Genomic DNA, 20,987 nt, shown 5'->3' on the forward strand with positions numbered 1-20,987 from the left:
TATATTTAAGCATAGAACCTAATGAAAACTTCCCCATCCATCCGAATTCATCATCATCAATTTGATGAAGGTAATCCACTCGCACAAAAACGGATCTTAATTGCCACTATTTTAACGGCAGTCATGATGTTGTTAGAAGTCATTGGCGGATGGATTTTTAATTCGATGGCATTATTGGCTGATGGTTGGCATATGAGTTCACATATGTTGGCATTAGGCTTGGCCTATTTTGCCTATCGTGCGGCACGCCACTATGCCCAAGACGCTCGTTTTAGCTTTGGGACTTGGAAAATTGAAATTTTAGCGGGCTATAGCAGCGCGATATTATTGATGGTCGTTGCTGCATTTATGGCCTTTCATTCGGTGGAACGCTTATTCAACCCGGTCCAAATTCATTATAACGAAGCAATCCCTATTGCGATTTTAGGTCTAATGGTGAACTTGATCTGTGCTTGGTTATTGCATGATGACCATCACCATCACCATCACCATCACCATCACCATCACCATCATAGCCATGAGGAGCAGCATGATCATCATCACGACCTCAATCAGAAAGCAGCCTTCATGCATGTAGTTGCTGATGCGGTGACTTCAGTGTTGGCCATTGTGGCTTTATTTGCTGGAAAATGGATGGGCTGGGGATTTTTAGATGCGCTATTGGGGATTGTTGGTGCAGTGCTGGTCGGTAAGTGGGCTATTGGCTTGATGAAAGAAACAGGACAAACATTACTGGATGCGGAAATGGATCACCCTGTCGTTGATGAGATTCGAGAGGTTTTAATGCAATTGCCTGTCGACGTCGATGTGACCGATTTACATGTGTGGAAAGTGGGTAAAGGTCAGTTTTCATGTATTGTTGCTTTAGAAACCAGTCAGGCATTGAGCGCCGATGAAGTGCGTCAAGCGCTGTCGATTCATGAAGAAATTGTACATGTGTCTGTTGAAATTAATTCACCTGATGCAGCTTAATATGTTCCACGTGAAACGGCATGTAGCTATTGCGTAATGAACTGAAAAAAGCCCAAGACTTTCACCTGTTAAGGCTTAGAATGCTGAATCAATTAAATGTTGAAGTTGTTCGGTCTATGTTGAAAAAAATATGTGCGTTGGCGTTGAGTACCACCCTTTCGACTTTTGCTTTGGCGGATGTAGCACAGGTTCAAAAGCTCTTGGCAGAAAAGCACCCTAGTTTAAAAATTGAAAATATTCAAAGTACCGAAATGCCGGGTATATATAGTGGCTTTGTTGAAGATCAAGTTTTGTATTTGAGTGAAAATGCGGATTATGTGATCGCAGGTTCTATGATTCGTTTAAAAGATCAAAAAAATCTGACCAAACAATTGATCCTCAGTCAGCAAAAAACTGAGTGGAATAAACTTCCATTACAAGATGCGATTAAAACAGTCAGGGGGAATGGGAAGCGCCAAATCGCGATCTTTTCTGACCCAAATTGCCCATATTGTAAGAAGCTTGAAGTAGAACTGGCAAAACTCAATGATGTGACCATTTATACTTTTGTCACAGCGATAAAACCGCAGTCGTTCGCGCCATCGAAGCAGATTTTTTGTGAGTCAAACCCTGCTATGGCCTGGGATAATTTAATCAATAAGGGAATTCAACCGAAGTCAGCGAAAAGTTGTGCAAACCCGATTGATCGAAATTTAATATTAGCTAAAAGCTTAAAACTAGGTGGTACACCGGGAATCGTTTTTGCCAACGGTTCGATCTTAACCGGTGCTTACCCTGCTGCTGAATTAGAATCGATGTTAAAAGAGATCAAATAATTTCAGCTGTACGGCATGAATAAAATATAAAAAAAATACCCGTCTATAGGCGGGTATTTTAATGGTGCTATAAAAATTAGACGCGGGTTTTTTTCGTTACAAGGTTATAGATAAACAACACGATGATTGCACCAATGACGGAAGCGATAAATCCTGCAGCAGAATTTTCTCCATACAGACCTAATAAACGTCCGCCATAGGTCGCAAGTAAAGAACCTGCAATCCCGAGAATGGTGGTCATGATGAAACCGGCTTTGTCATCTCCAGGATGGATCGCACGTGCAATTAAACCAGCAATAAAACCAACAACAATCGCAACAATGAGTGACCACATAGTAACTCTCCTTTTGTTATCATGTATTTGTTTTTTACGACATGTTCAATCTTTATCTTTAATCAAAACTGCGCTGAGCTATAGCCTAAACATGCAAAAAACTGTTGTTTTTTTGTTCAAAACAAACCAAAAAATAAAAAAAAAGTGGCCTTCGGCCACTCTTAAGTATCTGATCTTACTTAGAGACCAATTTCGCCAATAAATGGAATATGACGATATTTTTGATCATAGTCCAGACCATAACCCACGATAAATTTATCTTCGACTTCAAAACCTAAAAATTTCACTTCGAGTTCAATCTCACGACGTGAAGGCTTGCTAACCAAAGTACAAAGCTCGATTGAGTTTGGATTACGCGTCTGTAAAATTTCTAAGACTTTGCTTAAGGTATTGCCTGAGTCAATAATATCTTCAACCACCAAGACATCTTTATCTTTAATGTCGCCGTCTAAATCTTTTAAGATTTTAACATCACGAGTAGATACGGTCCCAGCGCCATAACTTGAAACGGTCATGAAGTCGAGTTCATGCGGTTTTGAAATTGCGCGGCAAAGGTCAGCCATAAAAATAACAGAACCGCGTAGAAGACCGATTAACACCAACTCTTTGTCGCTGTTAGCATAGTGTGCATCAATTTTTGCGCCAAGCTCTTTCACTTTAGCTTGAATTTCTTCAGTGGAAATCAGTACGCTCATTTGGACAGACATGGGTAGATACCTAAAAAAGCAAATCAAAAAATAAAAAAGGTGTTGACTTGCAACACCTCTAAAGATGAACCAATTTTAATACATCTGGCTTGCAGATGCATCTTTTTTGCCGTTGAAAATGTAATCAGTTTTTCTTGGAAGTGCTGTCACGCTTGAGTAAGCACAAACAAGCGACGGCAATCAGTCCAATTTTCAACGCTGTTTTTCGTCTCGGTCGAGCCGTTTTATGCTTTGACATAAGCACATTGTCCAAACACATAGGTGGCATGGATATTACGATCATCACCCATCAGCATCAGAGCAAATAAAGCATCTTCCAGATTTTTGGCACGTTGTTGACGTAAGGCTTGTAAAGCCGTGGCATTTAAATCGAGCACCACAAAATCTGCTTCTTTGCCCAAATCAAAGTTTCCAAGTTTGTCCTCTAGATCTAAGGCTTTTGCTCCACCTAAAGTGGCATGGTACAGCGCTTCAAATGCGGATAGTTTATCGCCTTGAAGTTGTTGAACTTTGTAGGCTTCATTGATGGTTTGCAGTTGGTTAAATGAGGTGCCTGCGCCAATGTCTGTGCCTAAGCCGACTTTCACCTGTTTTTCCCATGTTTTCTTTAATGGAAATAAACCACTGCCTAAGAACAAGTTCGAGGTTGGACAAAACGCAATGGTAGAGTTGGTCTGATGCATACAGTCCCATTCGGCATCTTCCAAATGCACGCAGTGCGCAAACACGGAACGTGATCCGGTCAGACCATAATGATGATAAACGTCTAAATAGCCTTTTTGCTCAGGGAATAATGATTTGACCCACGCAATTTCATTTTTATTTTCACTCAAATGCGTATGCACATAAACATCAGGATACTCGGCTTTTAGCTCCCCTGCCCGTGCCAATTGTTCAGGCGTTGAGGTTGGGGCAAAACGAGGCGTGATGGCATACAGGTTACGCCCATTACCATGCCATTTTTCGATGAGAGCTTTGGAGTCGTTATAGCCACTCTCAGCTGTGTCACATAATGCTTCAGGGGCATGTCGATCCATCATGACTTTACCAGCAATTAAGCGCATCTGATGCTGTTCTGCAGCCTTAAATAAAGCATCGACCGATTGTGGATGAACGGTACAAAAAACCAAGGCTGTTGTGGTTCCATTTTTGAGTAACTCGTTTACGAAGAACTGTGCAATTTGCTCTGCATAAGCCGGATCTTCAAATTGGATTTCGGTTGGGAAGGTATAAGTATCAAGCCATTCCAGTAGCTGTTCACCATAAGCCCCCATCATTTCCGTTTGTGGATAATGAATATGGGTGTCGATGAAACCCGGAACAATCAATTGATCTGGATAATGCTGTACTTCAACCTGATCTGGGAGATGGTGTTGGCCCTCAGACCATGGACCGAACCATTGAATTTTTCCGGCTTGCGTAATTAGCAAACCATCTTCGAAATAGCGCACTTGGTCGTGAATTTCACGTGCTTGGGCAACTGTATTCTGAATATCTAGAAAGCGACCACGGATCGCTGTAGATGCGATAACAGAAGACATGACATACCTGCAGTTTAGAATTTTTTCGGTTGATTGTAGCTTAATTTGGCTAGAAAAGGCGTTGCTGTAATTAGAGGATTATGTTCTAAAACATCGAACAGCCATTAATGTATGTCGAGAGCATCTCATTTTTTCAAAGCGATTGATTAAATCAATGCGCTTGTGTCAGGCTAAATCGAATCAAAGAATAGAATTCAACCGTGTATCTATGTCCCATCCAATGCATCCTGTGAATCAATCACAGCTTGAAGCCACTTATGTTGAGCGCTTGCAGCAACTAATTCAGCAACATGACGGCATCATGTCTATTTTAAAGCAGCTTTATTTGGTGGATGCCAGTGCGTATATTGCCGCAGGTGTCATTCGAAATATGCTGTGGTCAGTGCTACACCAACACAGCTATACACTGTCCCATACTGAGGTGGATATCATATTTTATGATGCTGAGGATAACGGTGCTCATAGTGATCAGATCCAAAAAGAAATGCAGTCTTTCTTTCCATTGATACAGTGGGATGTGACCAACCAAGCGACAGTACACCAGTGGTATCGCTTGGAAAATGGCGAGCAAATACAGGCGCTCAAGTCGATTGAGCATGCCCTATCGTTGTGGCCAGAAACTGCCACTGCTATCGCTGTTAAATTGGATGATCAACAAAAAATACAGCTAATCGCCCCTTTGGGCTTAGATGATTTATTTGAGTTAAAACTGCGTTGGAATTCAACCTTAGTTAGTCGAGCGACTTTTTTGCAACGTATAGAAGCGAAAAAATTTTTTCAACGCTGGCCGAAACTCAAACTCTTGATGACGCCTGAAGCTTAGCTGATGGCTTTGTTACAGAATAAAAAAAGCCTTCTCGAAAGAAGGCTTTTATTTATCTAAGCGTTTTATAACGTGGTTTGATGGTACTTCTTACTGTGTCGGATCGATAACCACGCGGTGATGGTTAAGGTCACCACAATAAAGCCGAGTGAAATCCAAATTGGCATGTGGAAAACATCGAGCAATAGCATCTTAGCGCCAATAAACACCAGGATAATGCCTAGACCATATGGTAAGTAATGCATTTTCGATGCAGCACCTGACAAGAGGAAGAACATTGCACGTAGACCTAAAATCGCCATTAAGTTTGCCGTCAGTACAATGAATGGGTCAGAGGTAACCGCAAAGATCGCTGGGATTGAGTCAACCGCAAAAATGACGTCCGATGCTTCAACCAAGATCAACACTAAAAAGAGCGGCGTTGCCCATAAGACACCATTTTGACGAACGAAGAATTTATCTTCATGCATTTGAGGAGTAATACGCATGTGTTTACGTAGCCACTTCAAAATCGCCATATCTTCGATATCTTTATCTTCTTCGTCTTGGCCTTTAAGGAATTTAAAGCCGGTATACACTAGGAATGCGCCGAAGATGTACAGTACCCAAGAGAATTCTTGAACGAACCATGCCCCAATAAAAATAAAGATGGTACGCAGTACAATTGCACCAAGGACACCGTAGAGTAACAGTTTGCGCTGCAAAGCAGGTGGAATGGCAAAGGCAGCAAAGATCATGAGCCAGACAAAAACGTTATCAATTGCGAGTGATTTTTCGAGCAGATAACCAGCGAAATATTCCATGACTTTGGTGTTTGCAACAGCGACACCAGCGGTTTGCTGTAAGTAGAGCCACAATGCACCACCGAATAAGGTAGCTACAGAGACCCATGCAATACTCCAATAGGCAGCGGTTTTGACTTTGATTTCTTGGCCTTTGTTATTTTTAAAGCCTAAAAAGTCGATGAGTAGCATGATGGTGACTAAACCGAAAAATGCCAGATATAGCCATAAAGAGCCAATCGTTTCCATGTGTATTCTCCACATCTAACAACCAGCCATAAAAAAACCTCGACCAGTTGCCAGACGAAATAAAACGCCTGAGACAACATGATCAAGGTCTTGCCTACATCGTACTGTAATGATTTGCAGCAGCGATGCTCAGATACCGACTTTTTGCAAAGTGTAATGACGATATTCTGACACGTAAAACAAGGTTTACGTTTGGAGGAGGCTACTCCCCTTGTTCAAATTTTGTTTTGGACACTGTCCAAATATGCGGCAAAGCATGACAGTTTTTAGTACAAAGTGCAATCAGCAATTTGCGAATTCATTTAATGTGCCACAGGAGGGTTAAAATCACCACGGTGTACCAACGCTAAGGCTAAAAGTGTACCGATCACGGCGATGATTCCTCCGATCACGCCAATATAACTCAAACCGAAATGTACACTGACCATGCCGCCCAAGAGTGCACCACCGCCAATCCCGACGTTATAAAGTCCTGAATAAATAGCCATGGCGACATCGGTGGCGTCGGATGCGAGATGCAGCGTCTTTGACTGTAATGCGAGACTAAATCCAATGATACTCATGCCCCACAATAAGCACACTGCACTTACACCTGTAAAACTTAAAGAAACAGGAAGCAACAGCAACATGGATAAAGCCAGTGTGGCTGTACTCAAAGGAATCGCAACTTTAGGATATTTCCCACCAAATTTCCCAAAGAGATAAGATCCCAGAAAGCCTGCAGCACCAAAGATTAATAACAAGGCTGTGGTTTGCATGGAGCTGAATGCAGCAATGTTGAGCGAGAACGGTTCGATATAGCTATATGCGGTAAATTGCGCGCTAATGACGATAATGGTTAATGCAAAGACCATCATTAAGCTTGGACGGCGAATAAACTGTTTTAGGCTGCTCAGCGAGCCAGAGTTCAAACTCGGCAGTATCGGCAGCGTTTTGGCTAAAATTAGGCAAACGATACTTGCGCCAATGCCAATCAGAGCAAAGGTATTTCGCCAACCATAGGCTTCTCCGACCATACGCCCAAACGGAATACCGAGAACCATTGCCAAAGCTGTGCCTGTGGCTAAAAGTCCCAAGGCTTGAAATTCTTTGCTTTTCGGCGCAACACGAACTGCCAGTGATGCGGTAATGGACCAAAAAAGTGCATGCGAGAAAGCAATGCCAATTCGACTGAGCAATAAAGTATTAAAGCTCCATGCGAAATACGACAGAATATGGCTGACAATAAACACCATAAATAAGCAAATCAGGAGTGAACGACGTTCAATATTTTTGGTCAATAACATGATCGGCAAAGAAATCGGCGCAACCACCCATGCATAAAGCGTAATCATGATGCCGACATCGGTCGCGGCTAAGCTAAAGGTTTTGCCAATATCGCTGAGCAACGCGACAGGTACAAATTCAGTGGTATTAAAAATAAATGCTGCGAAAGCCAAAGCAATCACAGCCGTCCAAGAGCCAGAAGAAGCCGTTTCGGAGGGAGAGGCAGACATGAGTGTCTTCAAATAAATAAAGTGGCTTATTTTACTATGCTCTATACACAAGCAGGAACCGATTTAAGCCCTGTGCATGCGGTTTAAATTAATACAAAAACAACAGAGTTGACCTGCATTACATGCCAATTTATAAAAAAATGGAGGAAATTTAAGATGTTTGTACAACAAGATGATGATCAAAAAAAAGGAGCTTTCTTTGTTGAGCAAGATGGGGAACGTTTGGCAGAGATGACTTACTCATGGGCAGGCGATGATAAATTTATTATTGATCATACCGATGTCAGTGATAGCTTGCGAGGCCAAGGTGTTGGACGACATCTCCTCGATGCAGCAGTGAATTTTGCTCGGGAAAAGAACGTGAAAATTATTCCACTCTGCCCTTTTGCAAAATCCGTATTTGATAAAGATGAATCGATTCGTGATGTTCTACGCTAAATTGTATAGCGTGATGTAGATTAATCATTTGGATAAATAAAAACAGCCTGATGGTATAGCGATCAGGCTGTTTTTATTTGAAATCTAGCTGTGAAGTTGAATTAAGATCGTGATTTATACAGCGATACAACCAAACATGTTGCAATAATCAGCAATACAAAAATGGCGACGAGATAAAGGTCCATAATAAAAATATCCGGCAATTGTGATTTAATTGTTTTTTAATTAATGTGAAAGGTGTACAAGTTTATTATCACCTACAGTTGAATATAGGTCGTTTAAGTTCTGTACCAATCACTTTCTCGTTTGTTACACGGTGTATTTTTTCATAAAAAGGAAGAAAAAACAGTGACTATACAACATCAAGATAACGGTCAAAAAGGTGAATTTTTTCAGTTAAATGCTGAGGGTGAACGGCTCACAGAAATGAGTTATCTATGGCGTGATGAACATACCATTGTGGCAAATCACACGTGGGTAGATGACTCATTGCGTGGGCAAGGGATGGCTCGAGTGTTATTGGATCATTTGGTGGAATTCGCTCGTGATAAACACTTAAAGATTATTCCTACTTGTTCTTATGTTGATGTGATGTTTCGTAGAGATAAAACCCTTGCCGATGTTCAAGCCTAAAAAAGCCCGCCATGCGGGCTTTTCTATCATTATGAATTTTTTAAAAAATTTAAAAGCTAAGTTGTATTTAATTGAGCTTTAATTTTAACAGCGTTGAAGGTGCTTTGAAAAGATTTGGCCAAAACTGCAATAAGATCGAGCAGCTTGATATCCCTAAAAATAAGCTTAAACACATGATATTTAATAATGCAAAGTCATTCAGTACAAAATAAATACTGCCAATAGTCATCATCATTAGTAAATAAATGAGATAGTGAGGAATCGCAGTACGCAGTGTTATTCCTAAAATAAATGAGCAAATAACGACATTAAAAAAAATCTGAAACGCCAAAATTATTCAGTATGATCAAGGCAGCAAAATATACACAAGTGATCGATAAAAAAATGAGTAAATTCTTGAGCATGGTAGGCCTCTTTATTCATCTTCAAATGGAAATAATTTCATTGTTTGAATATGTATGAGTTTAAAAAAATGAAGGTGATATCGGTATACGTGATCTTGGTTTTGTGTTGTAAGTTAAAAAGCACACTTGATTAAAAAACATACAAATATTTACTCATCCTGTAGAACTTTCTACGTTAAAATCGTACTAATACTTTAAGAATAAACACAATGATACAACTCTGTTATGCCAGTACACGTGTAGAACAACAATTTGATTTAATACAAGATTTAAGTGATATTTTGGTGAGAGCCCGCAGCTTTAATACTGAAAAGAATATTTTTGGCGTGCTGTACTATGCCGAAGGCCGGTTCTTCCAATGCCTGCAAGGTGAGCAAGCGGCACTCGAACAGCTTTTTCAGCATATTATGCAAGATACGCGGCATCGGGATATTGTGCGTTATCCTGATCAAACTATTGATCAAATCGATTTTTCAAAATGGTCGATGAAATATGTCAACCGACATAGTGAAATTGCTAGTTTGTTTCAGCGCTTTGGACATTCAAGCTTTCAACCCGACGTGCTCAATCTAGAACAAATTCAGGCGTTTTTAACGACCTTGTTAAGATTAGAGAATGTTGAACAGCCCGTTAAGCTGGATTTAGGCTATAAAAACCGAGGCTATCAGCATTATTTTTAAGCTGAGTGTGAATAAAAAAAAAGCCCGCGCAGCGGGCTTTTTTTATTTTATCTAGTGGGTTTAGGCTTTTAATGCACTGATCAACTTCTGATGTAAACCACCAAAACCGCCATTCGACATAATCACCACAGCATCGCCCTCGCCTGCCTCGCTTACGATGGTTTGAATGATCTCATCCAGTGAACGAGCCACCACAGCTTTATTCGCAGCAGCTTCAATCACAGGCTGTAGATCCCAATCCAAACCTTCAGGTTGATACCAAATCACTTCATCTGCTAAGCGTGCAGAATGTGCAAGCCCATCTTTATGGCTACCCATGCGCATGGTATTAGAACGTGGCTCGATTACTGCCCAAAGCTTACGTTGACCCAGACGCTTACGCGCACCTTCTAATGTGGTATCAATCGCCGTTGGGTGATGTGCAAAGTCGTCATACACTTCAATGCCACGGATTGTGCCCAAAAGCTCCATACGACGTTTTACACCGCCAAAGTTTGAAAGTGCTTCGCACGCCGTTTCAATCGAAACACCGACATGTTCAGCCGCAGCAATGGTTGCCAAAGCATTGGCTACACTGTGTTGGCCGGTCATGTTCCATTTGACTGTGCCCTTCACTTCACCGTGTTGTAAAACATTGAAATGTGAGCCATCAGCAGATAACTGTTCTGCATACAATTCAGATTTGTCATTGGCATCTAAAGATGTACGCACCACAGGTGTCCAGCAGCCCATTTCCAAGACTTCATCAATATTTGTTTCAGTGATGGGCGCAATGATACGGCCTTCACTTGGAATAGTACGCACTAGATGATGGAATTGCTTTTGAATCGCAGCCAAGTCATCGAAGATGTCGGCATGATCAAATTCAAGGTTATTTAAAATCGCTGTTTTAGGATGGTAATGCACAAACTTAGAACGTTTGTCGAAAAATGCCGAATCGTATTCATCGGCTTCTACACAGAAATATTCACCACCGCCTAAACGTGCGCTTTCACTAAAGCCTAAGGGTACGCCGCCAATCAAGAAACCTGGGTTTAAACCCGCTTGATCGAGCACCCAAGCGAGCATGGTCGTTGTTGTGGTTTTACCATGCGTGCCTGCAACGCCTAAGACATGTTTGCCTTGTAGGACGTGGTCTGCAAGGAACTGTGGGCCAGAAATATAAGGTAGGCCTTCGTTCAGCATGTATTCCACTGCATCAATGCCACGTTTCATGGCATTGCCGACAATCACGAGATCTGGGTGTGGTTGAAGGTGGCTACGGTCATAGCCTTGCATTAAGGTAATGCCTGCATTTTCCAATTGGGTAGACATTGGTGGGTAAACGTTTTGGTCTGAACCCGTCACCTTATGTCCTAAATCACGCGCCAAGAGCGCCAATGAACCCATAAAGGTGCCACAAATACCCAAGATATGCAGATGCATTCGTTCTAACTCCACTGCTTTTATCGACACATCACTTTGTTATTGTGGTGTTGTCATTATAGATTTGGTTGAAAAGGTTAATTTCATTTGAGAGCAACCATAGCAAGGGTCTTAGCGAAAAGATAGATTTTTTTGTATGAGATCGTGCAAAAAGATTGAGCACGTAACTGATCAAATGTACGCAATTTTCTTGAGGATAAAAACACGGAAAATAGGCGCGAAATCATGATGAAAAACGTACAATAAGCGCAATTTTTTGCGATCTTGATTGCTTATGTCACTTGCCCTATTTTTATTGATTATCTCCAACTGTTTTATGACTTTGGCCTGGTATGGACATCTGAAATTTCTACATGATGCGCCGCTCTGGCAAGCGATTTTATTTGGATGGGCTATAGCATTACTCGAATATAGTTTTATGATCCCAGCAACGCGACTGTTGGCCAAACATGGGTGGTCTTTGGGTCAAATGAAAATCACACAAGAAGTCGTGACGCTATTGGTCTTCGTTCCATTTATGATTTTCCTTTTTAAACAACCCTTTAAGTTGGACTATTTGTGGGCAGGTTTATGCCTTTTGGGATGTGTCTATTTCGTGTTTCGCAGTGCTTAACTGATCCAATGCTGCATGGCTCTGATCATTTAAGTGAGGCGTGTTTGCAGGCATTTTTGAGGACTTTACTAAACTCACGGTCTCGTGGAGTGGGATCTTCATAGTCAAAGGCATAATCACTCTCATTGGTTAGTACAGTCTTTGACCGTCTGCTTCAAAGTCCATGAGTGCAAAACCAAAGCTTTGGTCATCACAATACACACGATATTCTGAAATTGAATACATGTTATCACGGCCATCATCTGCTTTGTAATAGCCTGTCATCTTGAACGACTCACGTTCATCAATGATCGATTTGCCAGTGACTAAAAATTTTTCGTGGATGTAGCCATTACTCTTAATCTGGCTGTTATAGCCTTTTTGTTTCTGTAAGAGGTTAAATTCTATTTCAAATTGGCTGGTATTGAGTTGAACCAGTTGGGCAAAACTCTGAGAGCTTAAGGCTAAAGTGAGCAGGATGAAGATCTGTTTCATCTTTAAAGTGTCTTATAAATATTGATTTAATAAAAGTTTTTATAAAATTGAAAAAAATAAAAATAATTTTATAAAAATATTATGGAGTTTTCTCTTTAAAGGCAACCGTTAAATTTTATTGAGATGAATTTTCAGTCTATAATATGGGGCTCTTATTAAAGCTTGGCTCTAGTCGAGATTTACTCTCTCTTACTTTAATCTCTGGAAACATTGCAATGAATGCGGCCGCTTCACAAGACACTCCTCTCGTTGGAATTATCATGGGTTCTCAATCGGATTGGGCAACGCTAGAAAACACTGCCAATATGCTCAAACAGCTTGGCGTCCCATTTGAAGCGGAAGTAGTATCTGCACACCGAACTCCAGATCGATTATTCGAATATGCTGAAACCGCACGTGATCGTGGTATTCAAGTGATTATTGCCGGTGCTGGCGGTGCAGCACATTTGCCAGGCATGTGCGCAGCAAAGACTGACCTGCCTGTACTCGGCGTACCGGTAAAATCATCGATTCTAAATGGTGTTGATTCACTGCTTTCAATTGTACAAATGCCTGCAGGGATTGCTGTCGGTACTTTGGCCATTGGCCCAGCGGGTGCAACCAATGCGGCGATCATGGCTGCACAAATTTTAGGTTTAACACGGCCTGAAATCGCAAAAAATGTTGCAGATTTCCGTGCTGCGCAAACCGATAAAGTGGCGAGTAAAAATATTCCGGGTCAAGCTTAATTAAGGGGCATTTCTCATGGATAAAACCATTGGTATTTTTGGTGGTGGCCAGCTTGGTCGCATGATGGCGCAAGCGGCATTGCCTTTAAACATTCAATGCACCTTCTTTGAAGCGAGTACCGACTGCCCTTCTGCAGCGCTGGGTCCAGTGATTTCGACTCAAGCTGAAAATGGTTTGCAAGATTTCATTCAGAGCGCAGATGTTTTCAGCTTAGAGTTTGAAAATACTCCGTTAGCAGATGTTGATGTGTTGACCAAGAACAAAGCATTGCACCCACCGCGCCAAGCTTTAGCGATTGCACAGCATCGTTTGTCCGAAAAGGCTTTGTTTGATGAATTGGCTATCCCAGTTGCACCTTATAAGGCCGTGACATCTTTCGAGGGTTTACAAGCTGCTGTTGCTGATTTGGGTTTACCCATCGTACTGAAAACATCGCGTGGCGGTTATGACGGTAAAGGTCAATTTGTGCTACGTAGCGCTGAGCAAATGGATCAAGCATGGGCTGAACTGGGCCCTGCTGGTGAATTGATTGCGGAAAGCTTTGTAACCTTCTCACGTGAAGTCTCAATCATTGCGGTGCGTGGTCAAGACGGTGATGTGAAAACATGGCCATTGGCGGAAAACCACCACCACAACGGCATTTTGTCGCATTCGATTGTGCCTGCGCCAAACAGCGCAGACTTACAACCAGTTGCGCAAGACTACATTACTCGCCTGCTCAATCATTTGAATTATGTCGGTGTTTTGACGCTAGAGCTGTTTGTGACAGATAAAGGCTTATATGCCAATGAGATGGCGCCACGTGTGCATAACTCGGGGCATTGGTCGATTGAAGGTGCAGTGTGTTCACAGTTTGAAAACCACATTCGTGCTGTAGCAGGTCTACCTTTAGGTTCGACTGAAGTTGTTCGTCCAACGGTCATGGTGAACATCATTGGTCAACATCCGAAGTCTGAAGATGTATTGGCACTGAATGGCGCACATTTGCATCTGTATAACAAAACAGAGCGTGAAGGTCGCAAAATCGGTCACATCACATTAATGCCGAACGATACTGCAGAATTAACAGCTTTATGTCGTGCTTTGGCGAAAATTTTGCCGAATCCACTGGCACTTAGCGAAGATATGACCATTTAAACCATAGTTTGAATGATAAAAAAGCGGTCATGCACATGGCCGCTTTTTTTATCGCTATAGTTCGGGCATCATTGCGCCTCTTTGCAAAATCACACCGCTTATCGGTGAAACGATAAGAAACCTTTGATCACAAAGTGTTCATTCGTTTATAAATATTCTGCGCTAATCTTCGTATGGTTTTTTGTGTATCAATAGTCTGCGATTTGTTTGAATCAAAATCAAAAATAACCAATGCGTTTTGAATTCAAATTGTGTTTTTAAATTCAAACTATGAATTTGAATTCAAAAAATCCTATACCGAAACAATGAATTCAAAGTTTATGAATTCAAATTTGAAAAAATGAATTCATTTCTCTGTGTTTAAATTTAAAATTTGAATTTAAAAGTTGCTCAGACTTATTGGATCTATAGGGAGTGTATTTTAAAACCTATAATATTTTGATTATTAATAATAAAAATGAATTTTTACCCCATTTTGCATTTGTGGATAATTTTTTATGCGCCTAATTTATTTTTAAATTTAAAAGTTTTGAATTTAAATTTAAACCAGTGTTTGGTTTGTAGTGAATTTAAAGTTGGGTTGTGGGTAACTGCTTTTGAATTCAAATTTTAAAAATGAATTTAAATAAGTAGAAAATATGAATTTAAATTTACGTTTTGAGCCTTTAACTTTTGCTTTGAGCTGCTATTGTTAAAGCAACAATTTAAATTCAAAAAAGATCTAGGGTATGAAGCATCACTTAGGATTTGTTTTCGGGACTGCTTTATTGGCAATAACTCAGGCAAATGCCGAGTTGATTATTAATGGTCAGTCTGTCAATGCGTCGAGCATGCCTACAACAAGCAGCATTTCACCACAAAATAACTTTCAAGGTTGTTTAGCCAATTTGCGCTCGCAAGCAATGAATGCTGGTGTGAGTGCATCCACTTATGATCGCTATACGCAAAATTTAACACCTGATTATTCTGTGATTGAAAAGCTCAACTATCAGCCTGAGTTTTCAACTCCGATTTGGGACTATCTGTCCGGTCTGGTAGATGAAGAGCGTGTACAACTGGGTCAGCAGAAATTGGCGCAGCATCGTGATGTATTAAACCGTGTCGCAGCGGCTTATGGTGTGCCTGCTGAAACCGTGGTCGCGGTTTGGGGTGTGGAGAGTAATTTTGGTGATATTGCGGGTAGCTATCCTTTATTACAGTCATTGGGCACTTTAAGTTGTGAAGGCCGCCGCCAAAGCTATTTCCGTGGCGAGTTTTTTGCAGCCATGCGGATTTTGCAGCGTGGTGATTTAAATGAATCACAATTGAAAGGTTCGTGGGCAGGTGCATTTGGTCATACCCAATTTATGCCGAGTACTTATGAAGAACTGGCCGTGGATTTTGATGGTGATGGCCGCCGTGATTTGGTATCGAGCACCACGGATGCGTTGGCATCTACAGCCAACTTCCTGAAAAAGCGTGGTTGGCAAACTGGTCAGCCGTGGGGCTTTGAAGTCAAAATTCCGGATGGCATGTCGATCAGTGGAGAAAGTCGCCGTAATAAAAAGTCATTAGACAGCTGGATGAATCGTGGTTTAGAGCGTGCCGATGGTACGCCGTTAATTCAAGGTAACCTTTCTGGATCGAGCCAAGCAGGTTTAATGGCACCGGCTGGGGCAAGTGGGCCTGTGTTCTTGGTGTTTAAAAATTTCGATGCAATCTACAGCTATAATGCGGCAGAGAGTTATGCATTAGCGATTGCGCATTTATCCGATCGCTTGCAAGGCAAGGGTGGCTTTAGTACGACATGGCCAACCGATGATCCTGGGACTTCACGTGCGGAACGACGAGAGATTCAACAATTTTTACTTAACCGCGGCTATGACATCGGTAAAGTTGATGGATTAATTGGAGATAAAACCCGTCAAGCCATTCGACAAGAGCAAAATCGACTGGGTTTAAGTCCAACAGGTCGGGCGGGACAGCAGATTTTACGGGCATTTCGTAATGAGCATGCCAAGGCAATGATGAATTAAGTTTTAGCTATGCTTTTATATAGTAGTGAATCTATATCAGAGCTTGTCAATATAAAAAGGTCTGCAATTGCAGACCTTTTTTATATGTTTTTGACTCTTAAACCGCAGTGATTGTACCTAAGATACGATAGCCAGCAGCACCAGTCACACTTGGTAAATTTGCACTGAGTTGATTGACAAAGCGCATCGCCAGCCAAGCAAAGGCTGTGGCTTCCACCCATGTCGGGCTTAAGCCTAAATCTGCGGTACTTTGCACCGTCCATTCATGTTTACGTAGACGCCAGCGCAGTTGCTCTAAAAGGTGCGAATTGTATGCACCACCACCACAGACATAGACTTCACCAGTATCCATGTCAGAACGATAAATGGCTTTTTTAATAGCACGTGTGGTGAGTTTCATTAAGGTTGCTTGAATGTTTTCTGGTGTATCTTCGAGTTCGTCATATTCGAGATCTCCACGCCAATCGAGAATCTGTTCATCTAACCATTCTAGATTGAAGTCTTCACGACCTGTGCTTTTTGGAGGTTCTTTAGAGAAAAACTCATGTGCTTGTAAGCGGTCGAGCAGACTGCGAATAGGTTGACCATAAGCTGCCCAGTTGCCATTTTCATCATAGGGCTGACCAGTATAACGTTCGCACCAAGCATCCATTAAAATGTTAGCTGGACCTGTATCAAAGCCATACACGGCTTCAGGTTTGCCTGCAGGTAACATGCTGACATTGGCAATTCCGCCCAAGTTCAAAATCACACGGTGAATGGTGTCATGTTGGAAAAGCGCTTGATGAAACGCAGGAACTAAAGGTGCGCCTTGACCACCTGCAGCCATATCACGGCGGCGGAAGTCTGAAATCACAGGGATTTTAGTGAGTTCGGTAATAATATTGGGGTCGCCAATTTGCAGGGTAAAACCATGTTCAGGACGGTGGCGGATGGTTTGACCATGTGAGCCAATCGCCTTGATTTGACTACGATCTAGCTCATTCTTCTCGATCAATTCATTGATGCCATGACCGATCATTTGAGCTAATGCAACGTCTGCCTTACCCATGCGATCAATTTCGTTATCATCAGGCAAGGTGAGGGCCATCAGTTCATCACGAAGGTCTGGGTCAAAGGGAAGTGTGAGCGTCGCATGAATCTCTAAAGGATCAAAAGAAGCAGCAACAATATCGACACCATCCATGCTCGTGCCGGTCATTACCCCAATGTAGATCGCTGTCATGATGATTCTTAAGCCTGCAATGTGCTGAAAAAGTGTTAGTATATCGCACAAATTGTATAACTGATCTATTTGGATTTTGTGATGTCAAATTTCCTGCCGGCTGAAGAACAACTTGCCCTCATCCAACGAGGCACACATGAGATTATTTCTGAAGAAGATCTTCTTAAGAAATTAAAGCAGAATCGCCCATTAAAAATTAAAGCGGGTTTTGACCCGACTGCACCTGATTTACATTTAGGTCATACGGTTCTGATTAATAAATTAAAAGTTTTCCAAGATTTAGGTCATGAAGTTTACTTCCTGATTGGTGACTATACAGCCATGATCGGTGACCCAACGGGTAAGAGCGCTACACGTCCACCGTTGTCACGTGAAAAAGTTTTAGAAAATGCGAAAACTTATCAAGAACAAGTGTTTAAGATTCTTGACCCTGCGAAAACTAAAGTTGTGTTCAACTCAGAGTGGTTTGGTCAAAAAACTGCTGCTGACTTGATTCAGTTGGCTTCACAGCAAACTGTGGCACGTATGTTGGAACGTGATGATTTCACTAAACGTTATAACAGCCATCAACCGATTGCGATTCACGAATTTTTATATCCATTGGTGCAAGGTTATGACTCAGTTGCGCTAGAAGCGGATGTAGAGCTGGGTGGTACAGACCAAACCTTTAACTTGCTGATGGGTCGTACATTACAAAGCCGTTATGACCAAGAATCTCAAGTGTGCATTACTGTGCCGATTCTTGAAGGTTTAGACGGCGTAAATAAAATGTCTAAATCTTTGGGTAACTATATTGCAGTCTTTGATGCACCGGGTGCGATGTACCAAAAAGTGCTTTCAATGCCAGATGATTTGATCGAACGTTACTTTGACTTGTTGAGCTTTAAATCGATTGAAGAGATTCAACAGTTGCTCAAAGAAGTGGCTGAAGGTCGTAATCCACAAGAAGTGAAGAAAATTCTTGCACTTGAATTGGTTGAGCGTTTCCATGGCGCAGAAGCTGCGGCAAATGCGCACAAAGGCGCAGGTAACTTGATTACTGAAGGTGAACTTCCAGAAGGTACACCAGAAGTAACGATTTCTCGTGGCGCATTTGGTGGCGAGATTTTCATTACTTCTATTTTGCGTGAAGCGGGTTTGACTAAAAATGCAGCTCAAGCAAAAGATGCAATTGGTCGTGGTGCAGTGAAAGTGGATTGGGAAGTGGTCGATGCAAGTTATGCTGTGTCAGAAAACAAAACTTTGATCATCCAAGCGAGCAAAAAAGCGATCGCAAAAGTAACTTTTACCGACTAATAAATTATTGAATTTTTAGTTAAGTTATTGAATTAAAAGCAGGCTTCGGCCTGCTTTTTTTTACCAATTAATATATTAATAATATAAATAAGTAAATTCAAAAAAAACCTTATAAAAACAACACTTAAATTTTGCCAAATGTGTTGCATTTCTCGAATTTTATGTATAAGATTTATTCATCTAGAGATATATACCATCTAGAGGGTACATAATGATAACTCCACTTTTTATAAGTCTCTTCCCCAAGGGACTCTTTTTTTAGTGAAGTAAACAGATAACTATAATAATTACACGATGGATCGACTAAAGATTCAATTCTAAGGGAAAGATTTTGGGAGAGATCTTTCCCTTTTTTATTTGTAAAATTGAGCTATTCCTTTCAAAAGTCACATTTATTTCTGTATTAAAGACTTTAACCGCGCCAAAAAAAGCCCGATTCAATCGAGCTTTAAAATGTTTCTACTTAGACAGATGTTCATTGAGTTTTATTTTAGGGTTTAGAGCCACATTGAATGAAGCTTAATTTAGGTAAGATCCGTTTGACTAAAGTCCCGACTAAAAGTGCGGTAATAATGGTGCCTTCACGTACCCCGATGACTTGATGTAAGACCAACCAACTGCTGATAACCGCAATACTGACCAAGACAATGTCGCCATAGGTCTTACAGTTGCCAAAATCAAGGCGATAACGAACAGCAATGGCTTGATAGAGACCTTCTGCGGCTAAGAGGACTAGACTGGCTTTGACCACTAAGCTCACACCTAAAGCGGTAATCAGGCAACTTGCCAAGCAAGCCAGGAGTTGAAGTGGGTAACTTTCTATGCTCCAGCCTTGGGTCAGCCACATTAAACCGTCAATAAATGCACCAAACAAAATTCCCACGGGTAATTGCAACCACTGTATCCACTGAAAGTGTGATTTTAAGATCAGCATTTGCAGCAGTATCATGATGATGTGCATTAATACTGTTAATGTGCCGACGGTGAGTGGAAAGATATAGCTAAAGCTGTAAGGCATCGAAGAAATAGGGGATGTCCCTAAATTTGAATGTATAGAGAGTACGACACCAAAAGCCAATAGTCCTAATCCGCTTAATAGTAAGAGTAAGCGTGGGAAAAACTGTGTTGGCATCCTGCACCTAAAAAATAAAAAGAGTGTACGTTAAACGCAGTCTACGCTCTATGCGTCTAAAGCCCAAAAATAGTGGCTTTTTATGACTGTGATCGTTAATAGTGATTATTCAAATAAAATAGGCAGTATTTTTATCAGCAAAAATGACTAAGCATGTAATTAAAATAAAGTGATTTTTGCAAAAACAGGCCTTATGGAACAATGGTTAAAAATCAAAAAAGAGCAACAACATGGCGTATTACAATACCGATAATCATGATGAACAGATCGATCGAATCTTGAGATATTTATTTGACTACCAAACCACACAGCATAAACGAGCATTATTTTGTGAGGCGCGGCAACAATTACATGATTTGGATATCGCAGCACAGTACCAACTATTCGCATTGGTAAGAGAACAACTCCCTAGACGTGCAAAGCTGCTATTTTCTGCCGAGGATTTCAGTGGAAAGCAACAAGTCATCTTGGAAGTCATGCAACATTTAGCATATGAACGTTAAAAAAATGCTTGGAAATATAAAAATGCACGCTAAAAAATGTCTATAAAGCTTGAATCGGTGTGATGACAGAAAAAATGATGTGCTTTGAAGAATAAAAGTAGACTAATGATTAATAAATAATCAAAGCTACTTTTATTAGACTTAAAAGTGCTGAAAAAGATTTGCTAGATATAAGAAATTTACTTAATTAAATATCGACTATTTGCTAAAAATTTATAAAAAATGCTTAAAAAAATAGATATAAATGCAATTTTTTTAGCAAAAACGCTTATAAAAAATACATACGTGAAAAATATAGTGAATTGGGGGTTGCAATGATTCTGAAATGCTCTAGAATGCACCCCATACCGACGAGATAGACGAAAACGAACGAAACGCGAAGCGTTGAGTTGTTAAGTTTATCGAAGTCCAGCTTCTAGCATTGACGAGATGTTAGAAAGATCATTAAGAGATTATGAAGAACAACTTGTGTGGATTTTTACTGATTGATCGATCGAAATTATTTTCATTGATTGATGGTAGAAATTACTCGAAGTTTATTTGAGCAAATTTTTGTCAGTAATT

The 20,987-nt window shown here is 40.9% G+C and carries 21 protein-coding genes; 12 read left to right on the forward strand and 9 right to left on the reverse strand.

Annotated elements, in window-relative coordinates; translation table 11 throughout:
* Positions 1–21: 21 nt before the first annotated feature.
* Together dmeF and FTU62_RS15585 are read left to right on the forward strand one after the other, a co-directional pair.
* On the forward strand, positions 22–972 hold the full coding sequence (gene dmeF / locus FTU62_RS15580; protein WP_180103147.1) for a CDF family Co(II)/Ni(II) efflux transporter DmeF: 951 nt from the start codon (positions 22–24) through the stop codon (positions 970–972).
* A gap of 116 nt (positions 973–1,088) precedes the next feature.
* Positions 1,089–1,787 (forward strand): DsbC family protein, encoded by a 699-nt coding sequence (locus FTU62_RS15585; protein WP_180103160.1) that lies wholly within the window; start codon positions 1,089–1,091, stop codon positions 1,785–1,787.
* 76 nt (positions 1,788–1,863) lie between these two features.
* Here FTU62_RS15585 and FTU62_RS15590 read toward each other — a convergent pair whose 3' ends face one another.
* The 3 genes from FTU62_RS15590 to guaD form a co-directional block, all read right to left on the reverse strand.
* Positions 1,864–2,121 (reverse strand): GlsB/YeaQ/YmgE family stress response membrane protein, encoded by a 258-nt coding sequence (locus FTU62_RS15590; protein ID WP_078189516.1) that lies wholly within the window; start codon positions 2,119–2,121, stop codon positions 1,864–1,866.
* Between the two features lie 179 nt (positions 2,122–2,300).
* Positions 2,301–2,828: a hypoxanthine phosphoribosyltransferase gene (gene hpt, locus FTU62_RS15595; RefSeq protein ID WP_180103148.1), complete on the reverse strand. Its 528-nt coding sequence runs from the start codon at positions 2,826–2,828 to the stop codon at positions 2,301–2,303.
* 224 nt (positions 2,829–3,052) lie between these two features.
* Entirely contained in the window at positions 3,053–4,369 is a 1,317-nt protein-coding gene (gene guaD, locus FTU62_RS15600; protein ID WP_180103149.1) for a guanine deaminase, read from the reverse strand.
* Between the two features lie 154 nt (positions 4,370–4,523).
* Between guaD and FTU62_RS15605 the strand changes: the two genes are divergently transcribed.
* Positions 4,524–5,192: a nucleotidyltransferase family protein gene (locus FTU62_RS15605; RefSeq protein WP_257223243.1), complete on the forward strand. Its 669-nt coding sequence runs from the start codon at positions 4,524–4,526 to the stop codon at positions 5,190–5,192.
* Positions 5,193–5,257: 65 nt separating this feature from the next.
* Here the strand turns inward: FTU62_RS15605 and FTU62_RS15610 are convergent, their stop codons facing one another.
* Positions 5,258–6,223: a TerC family protein gene (locus FTU62_RS15610; protein WP_078194460.1), complete on the reverse strand. Its 966-nt coding sequence runs from the start codon at positions 6,221–6,223 to the stop codon at positions 5,258–5,260.
* A 302-nt stretch (positions 6,224–6,525) separates the two neighbouring features.
* Complete coding sequence (locus FTU62_RS15615; protein ID WP_180103150.1) at positions 6,526–7,719, reverse strand: sugar transporter; 1,194 nt, start codon at positions 7,717–7,719, stop codon at positions 6,526–6,528.
* A 132-nt stretch (positions 7,720–7,851) separates the two neighbouring features.
* On the opposite strand from FTU62_RS15615, the gene FTU62_RS15620 reads away from it, so the two are divergent.
* The 3 genes from FTU62_RS15620 (at position 7,852) to FTU62_RS15630 (ending at position 9,874) form a co-directional block, all read left to right on the forward strand.
* Complete coding sequence (locus FTU62_RS15620) at positions 7,852–8,157, forward strand: GNAT family N-acetyltransferase (protein ID WP_347269446.1); 306 nt, start codon at positions 7,852–7,854, stop codon at positions 8,155–8,157.
* A gap of 306 nt (positions 8,158–8,463) precedes the next feature.
* Positions 8,464–8,790 (forward strand): GNAT family N-acetyltransferase, encoded by a 327-nt coding sequence (locus FTU62_RS15625; RefSeq protein WP_180103151.1) that lies wholly within the window; start codon positions 8,464–8,466, stop codon positions 8,788–8,790.
* Between the two features lie 613 nt (positions 8,791–9,403).
* Entirely contained in the window at positions 9,404–9,874 is a 471-nt protein-coding gene (locus tag FTU62_RS15630) for a BLUF domain-containing protein (protein WP_180103152.1), read from the forward strand.
* 60 nt (positions 9,875–9,934) lie between these two features.
* Here FTU62_RS15630 and mpl read toward each other — a convergent pair whose 3' ends face one another.
* Positions 9,935–11,299: a UDP-N-acetylmuramate:L-alanyl-gamma-D-glutamyl-meso-diaminopimelate ligase gene (mpl, locus tag FTU62_RS15635; RefSeq protein WP_180103153.1), complete on the reverse strand. Its 1,365-nt coding sequence runs from the start codon at positions 11,297–11,299 to the stop codon at positions 9,935–9,937.
* A 274-nt stretch (positions 11,300–11,573) separates the two neighbouring features.
* On the opposite strand from mpl, the gene FTU62_RS15640 reads away from it, so the two are divergent.
* Positions 11,574–11,912: a DMT family protein gene (locus FTU62_RS15640; RefSeq protein WP_180079208.1), complete on the forward strand. Its 339-nt coding sequence runs from the start codon at positions 11,574–11,576 to the stop codon at positions 11,910–11,912.
* A 129-nt stretch (positions 11,913–12,041) separates the two neighbouring features.
* Here the strand turns inward: FTU62_RS15640 and FTU62_RS15645 are convergent, their stop codons facing one another.
* Positions 12,042–12,386 carry a hypothetical protein gene (locus tag FTU62_RS15645; RefSeq protein WP_228157220.1) on the reverse strand — a complete coding sequence of 115 codons (345 nt, stop codon included), beginning with the start codon at positions 12,384–12,386 and terminating at the stop codon, positions 12,042–12,044.
* A 215-nt stretch (positions 12,387–12,601) separates the two neighbouring features.
* Here FTU62_RS15645 and purE point away from each other — a divergent pair, with 215 nt between their 5' ends.
* From purE to FTU62_RS15660, 3 genes are all read left to right on the forward strand, one after another.
* Positions 12,602–13,114: a 5-(carboxyamino)imidazole ribonucleotide mutase gene (gene purE / locus FTU62_RS15650; RefSeq protein ID WP_078189531.1), complete on the forward strand. Its 513-nt coding sequence runs from the start codon at positions 12,602–12,604 to the stop codon at positions 13,112–13,114.
* 16 nt (positions 13,115–13,130) lie between these two features.
* Positions 13,131–14,252, forward strand: a complete 1,122-nt coding sequence (locus tag FTU62_RS15655) for a 5-(carboxyamino)imidazole ribonucleotide synthase (RefSeq protein WP_180103154.1) — start codon at positions 13,131–13,133, stop codon at positions 14,250–14,252.
* Between the two features lie 728 nt (positions 14,253–14,980).
* Entirely contained in the window at positions 14,981–16,267 is a 1,287-nt protein-coding gene (locus FTU62_RS15660) for a lytic murein transglycosylase (protein WP_180103155.1), read from the forward strand.
* A gap of 97 nt (positions 16,268–16,364) precedes the next feature.
* On the opposite strand, the gene FTU62_RS15665 is transcribed toward FTU62_RS15660, so the two are convergent.
* Complete coding sequence (locus FTU62_RS15665; RefSeq protein ID WP_180103156.1) at positions 16,365–17,492, reverse strand: anhydro-N-acetylmuramic acid kinase; 1,128 nt, start codon at positions 17,490–17,492, stop codon at positions 16,365–16,367.
* Positions 17,493–17,555: 63 nt separating this feature from the next.
* Here FTU62_RS15665 and tyrS point away from each other — a divergent pair, with 63 nt between their 5' ends.
* Positions 17,556–18,788 carry a tyrosine--tRNA ligase gene (gene tyrS / locus FTU62_RS15670; protein ID WP_171263825.1) on the forward strand — a complete coding sequence of 411 codons (1,233 nt, stop codon included), beginning with the start codon at positions 17,556–17,558 and terminating at the stop codon, positions 18,786–18,788.
* 490 nt (positions 18,789–19,278) lie between these two features.
* On the opposite strand, the gene FTU62_RS15675 is transcribed toward tyrS, so the two are convergent.
* Positions 19,279–19,920: a YitT family protein gene (locus FTU62_RS15675; protein ID WP_180103157.1), complete on the reverse strand. Its 642-nt coding sequence runs from the start codon at positions 19,918–19,920 to the stop codon at positions 19,279–19,281.
* Positions 19,921–20,150: 230 nt separating this feature from the next.
* Here FTU62_RS15675 and FTU62_RS15680 point away from each other — a divergent pair, with 230 nt between their 5' ends.
* A complete protein-coding gene (locus FTU62_RS15680) occupies positions 20,151–20,423 on the forward strand; it encodes a hypothetical protein (protein WP_180103158.1) in 273 nt (90 codons plus the stop codon).
* The last annotated feature ends 564 nt before the right edge of the window (positions 20,424–20,987 follow it).

Origin of the sequence: Acinetobacter sp. YH12126, from assembly GCF_013418745.1 — a bacterium.
Lineage (GTDB): Bacteria > Pseudomonadota > Gammaproteobacteria > Pseudomonadales > Moraxellaceae > Acinetobacter > Acinetobacter amyesii.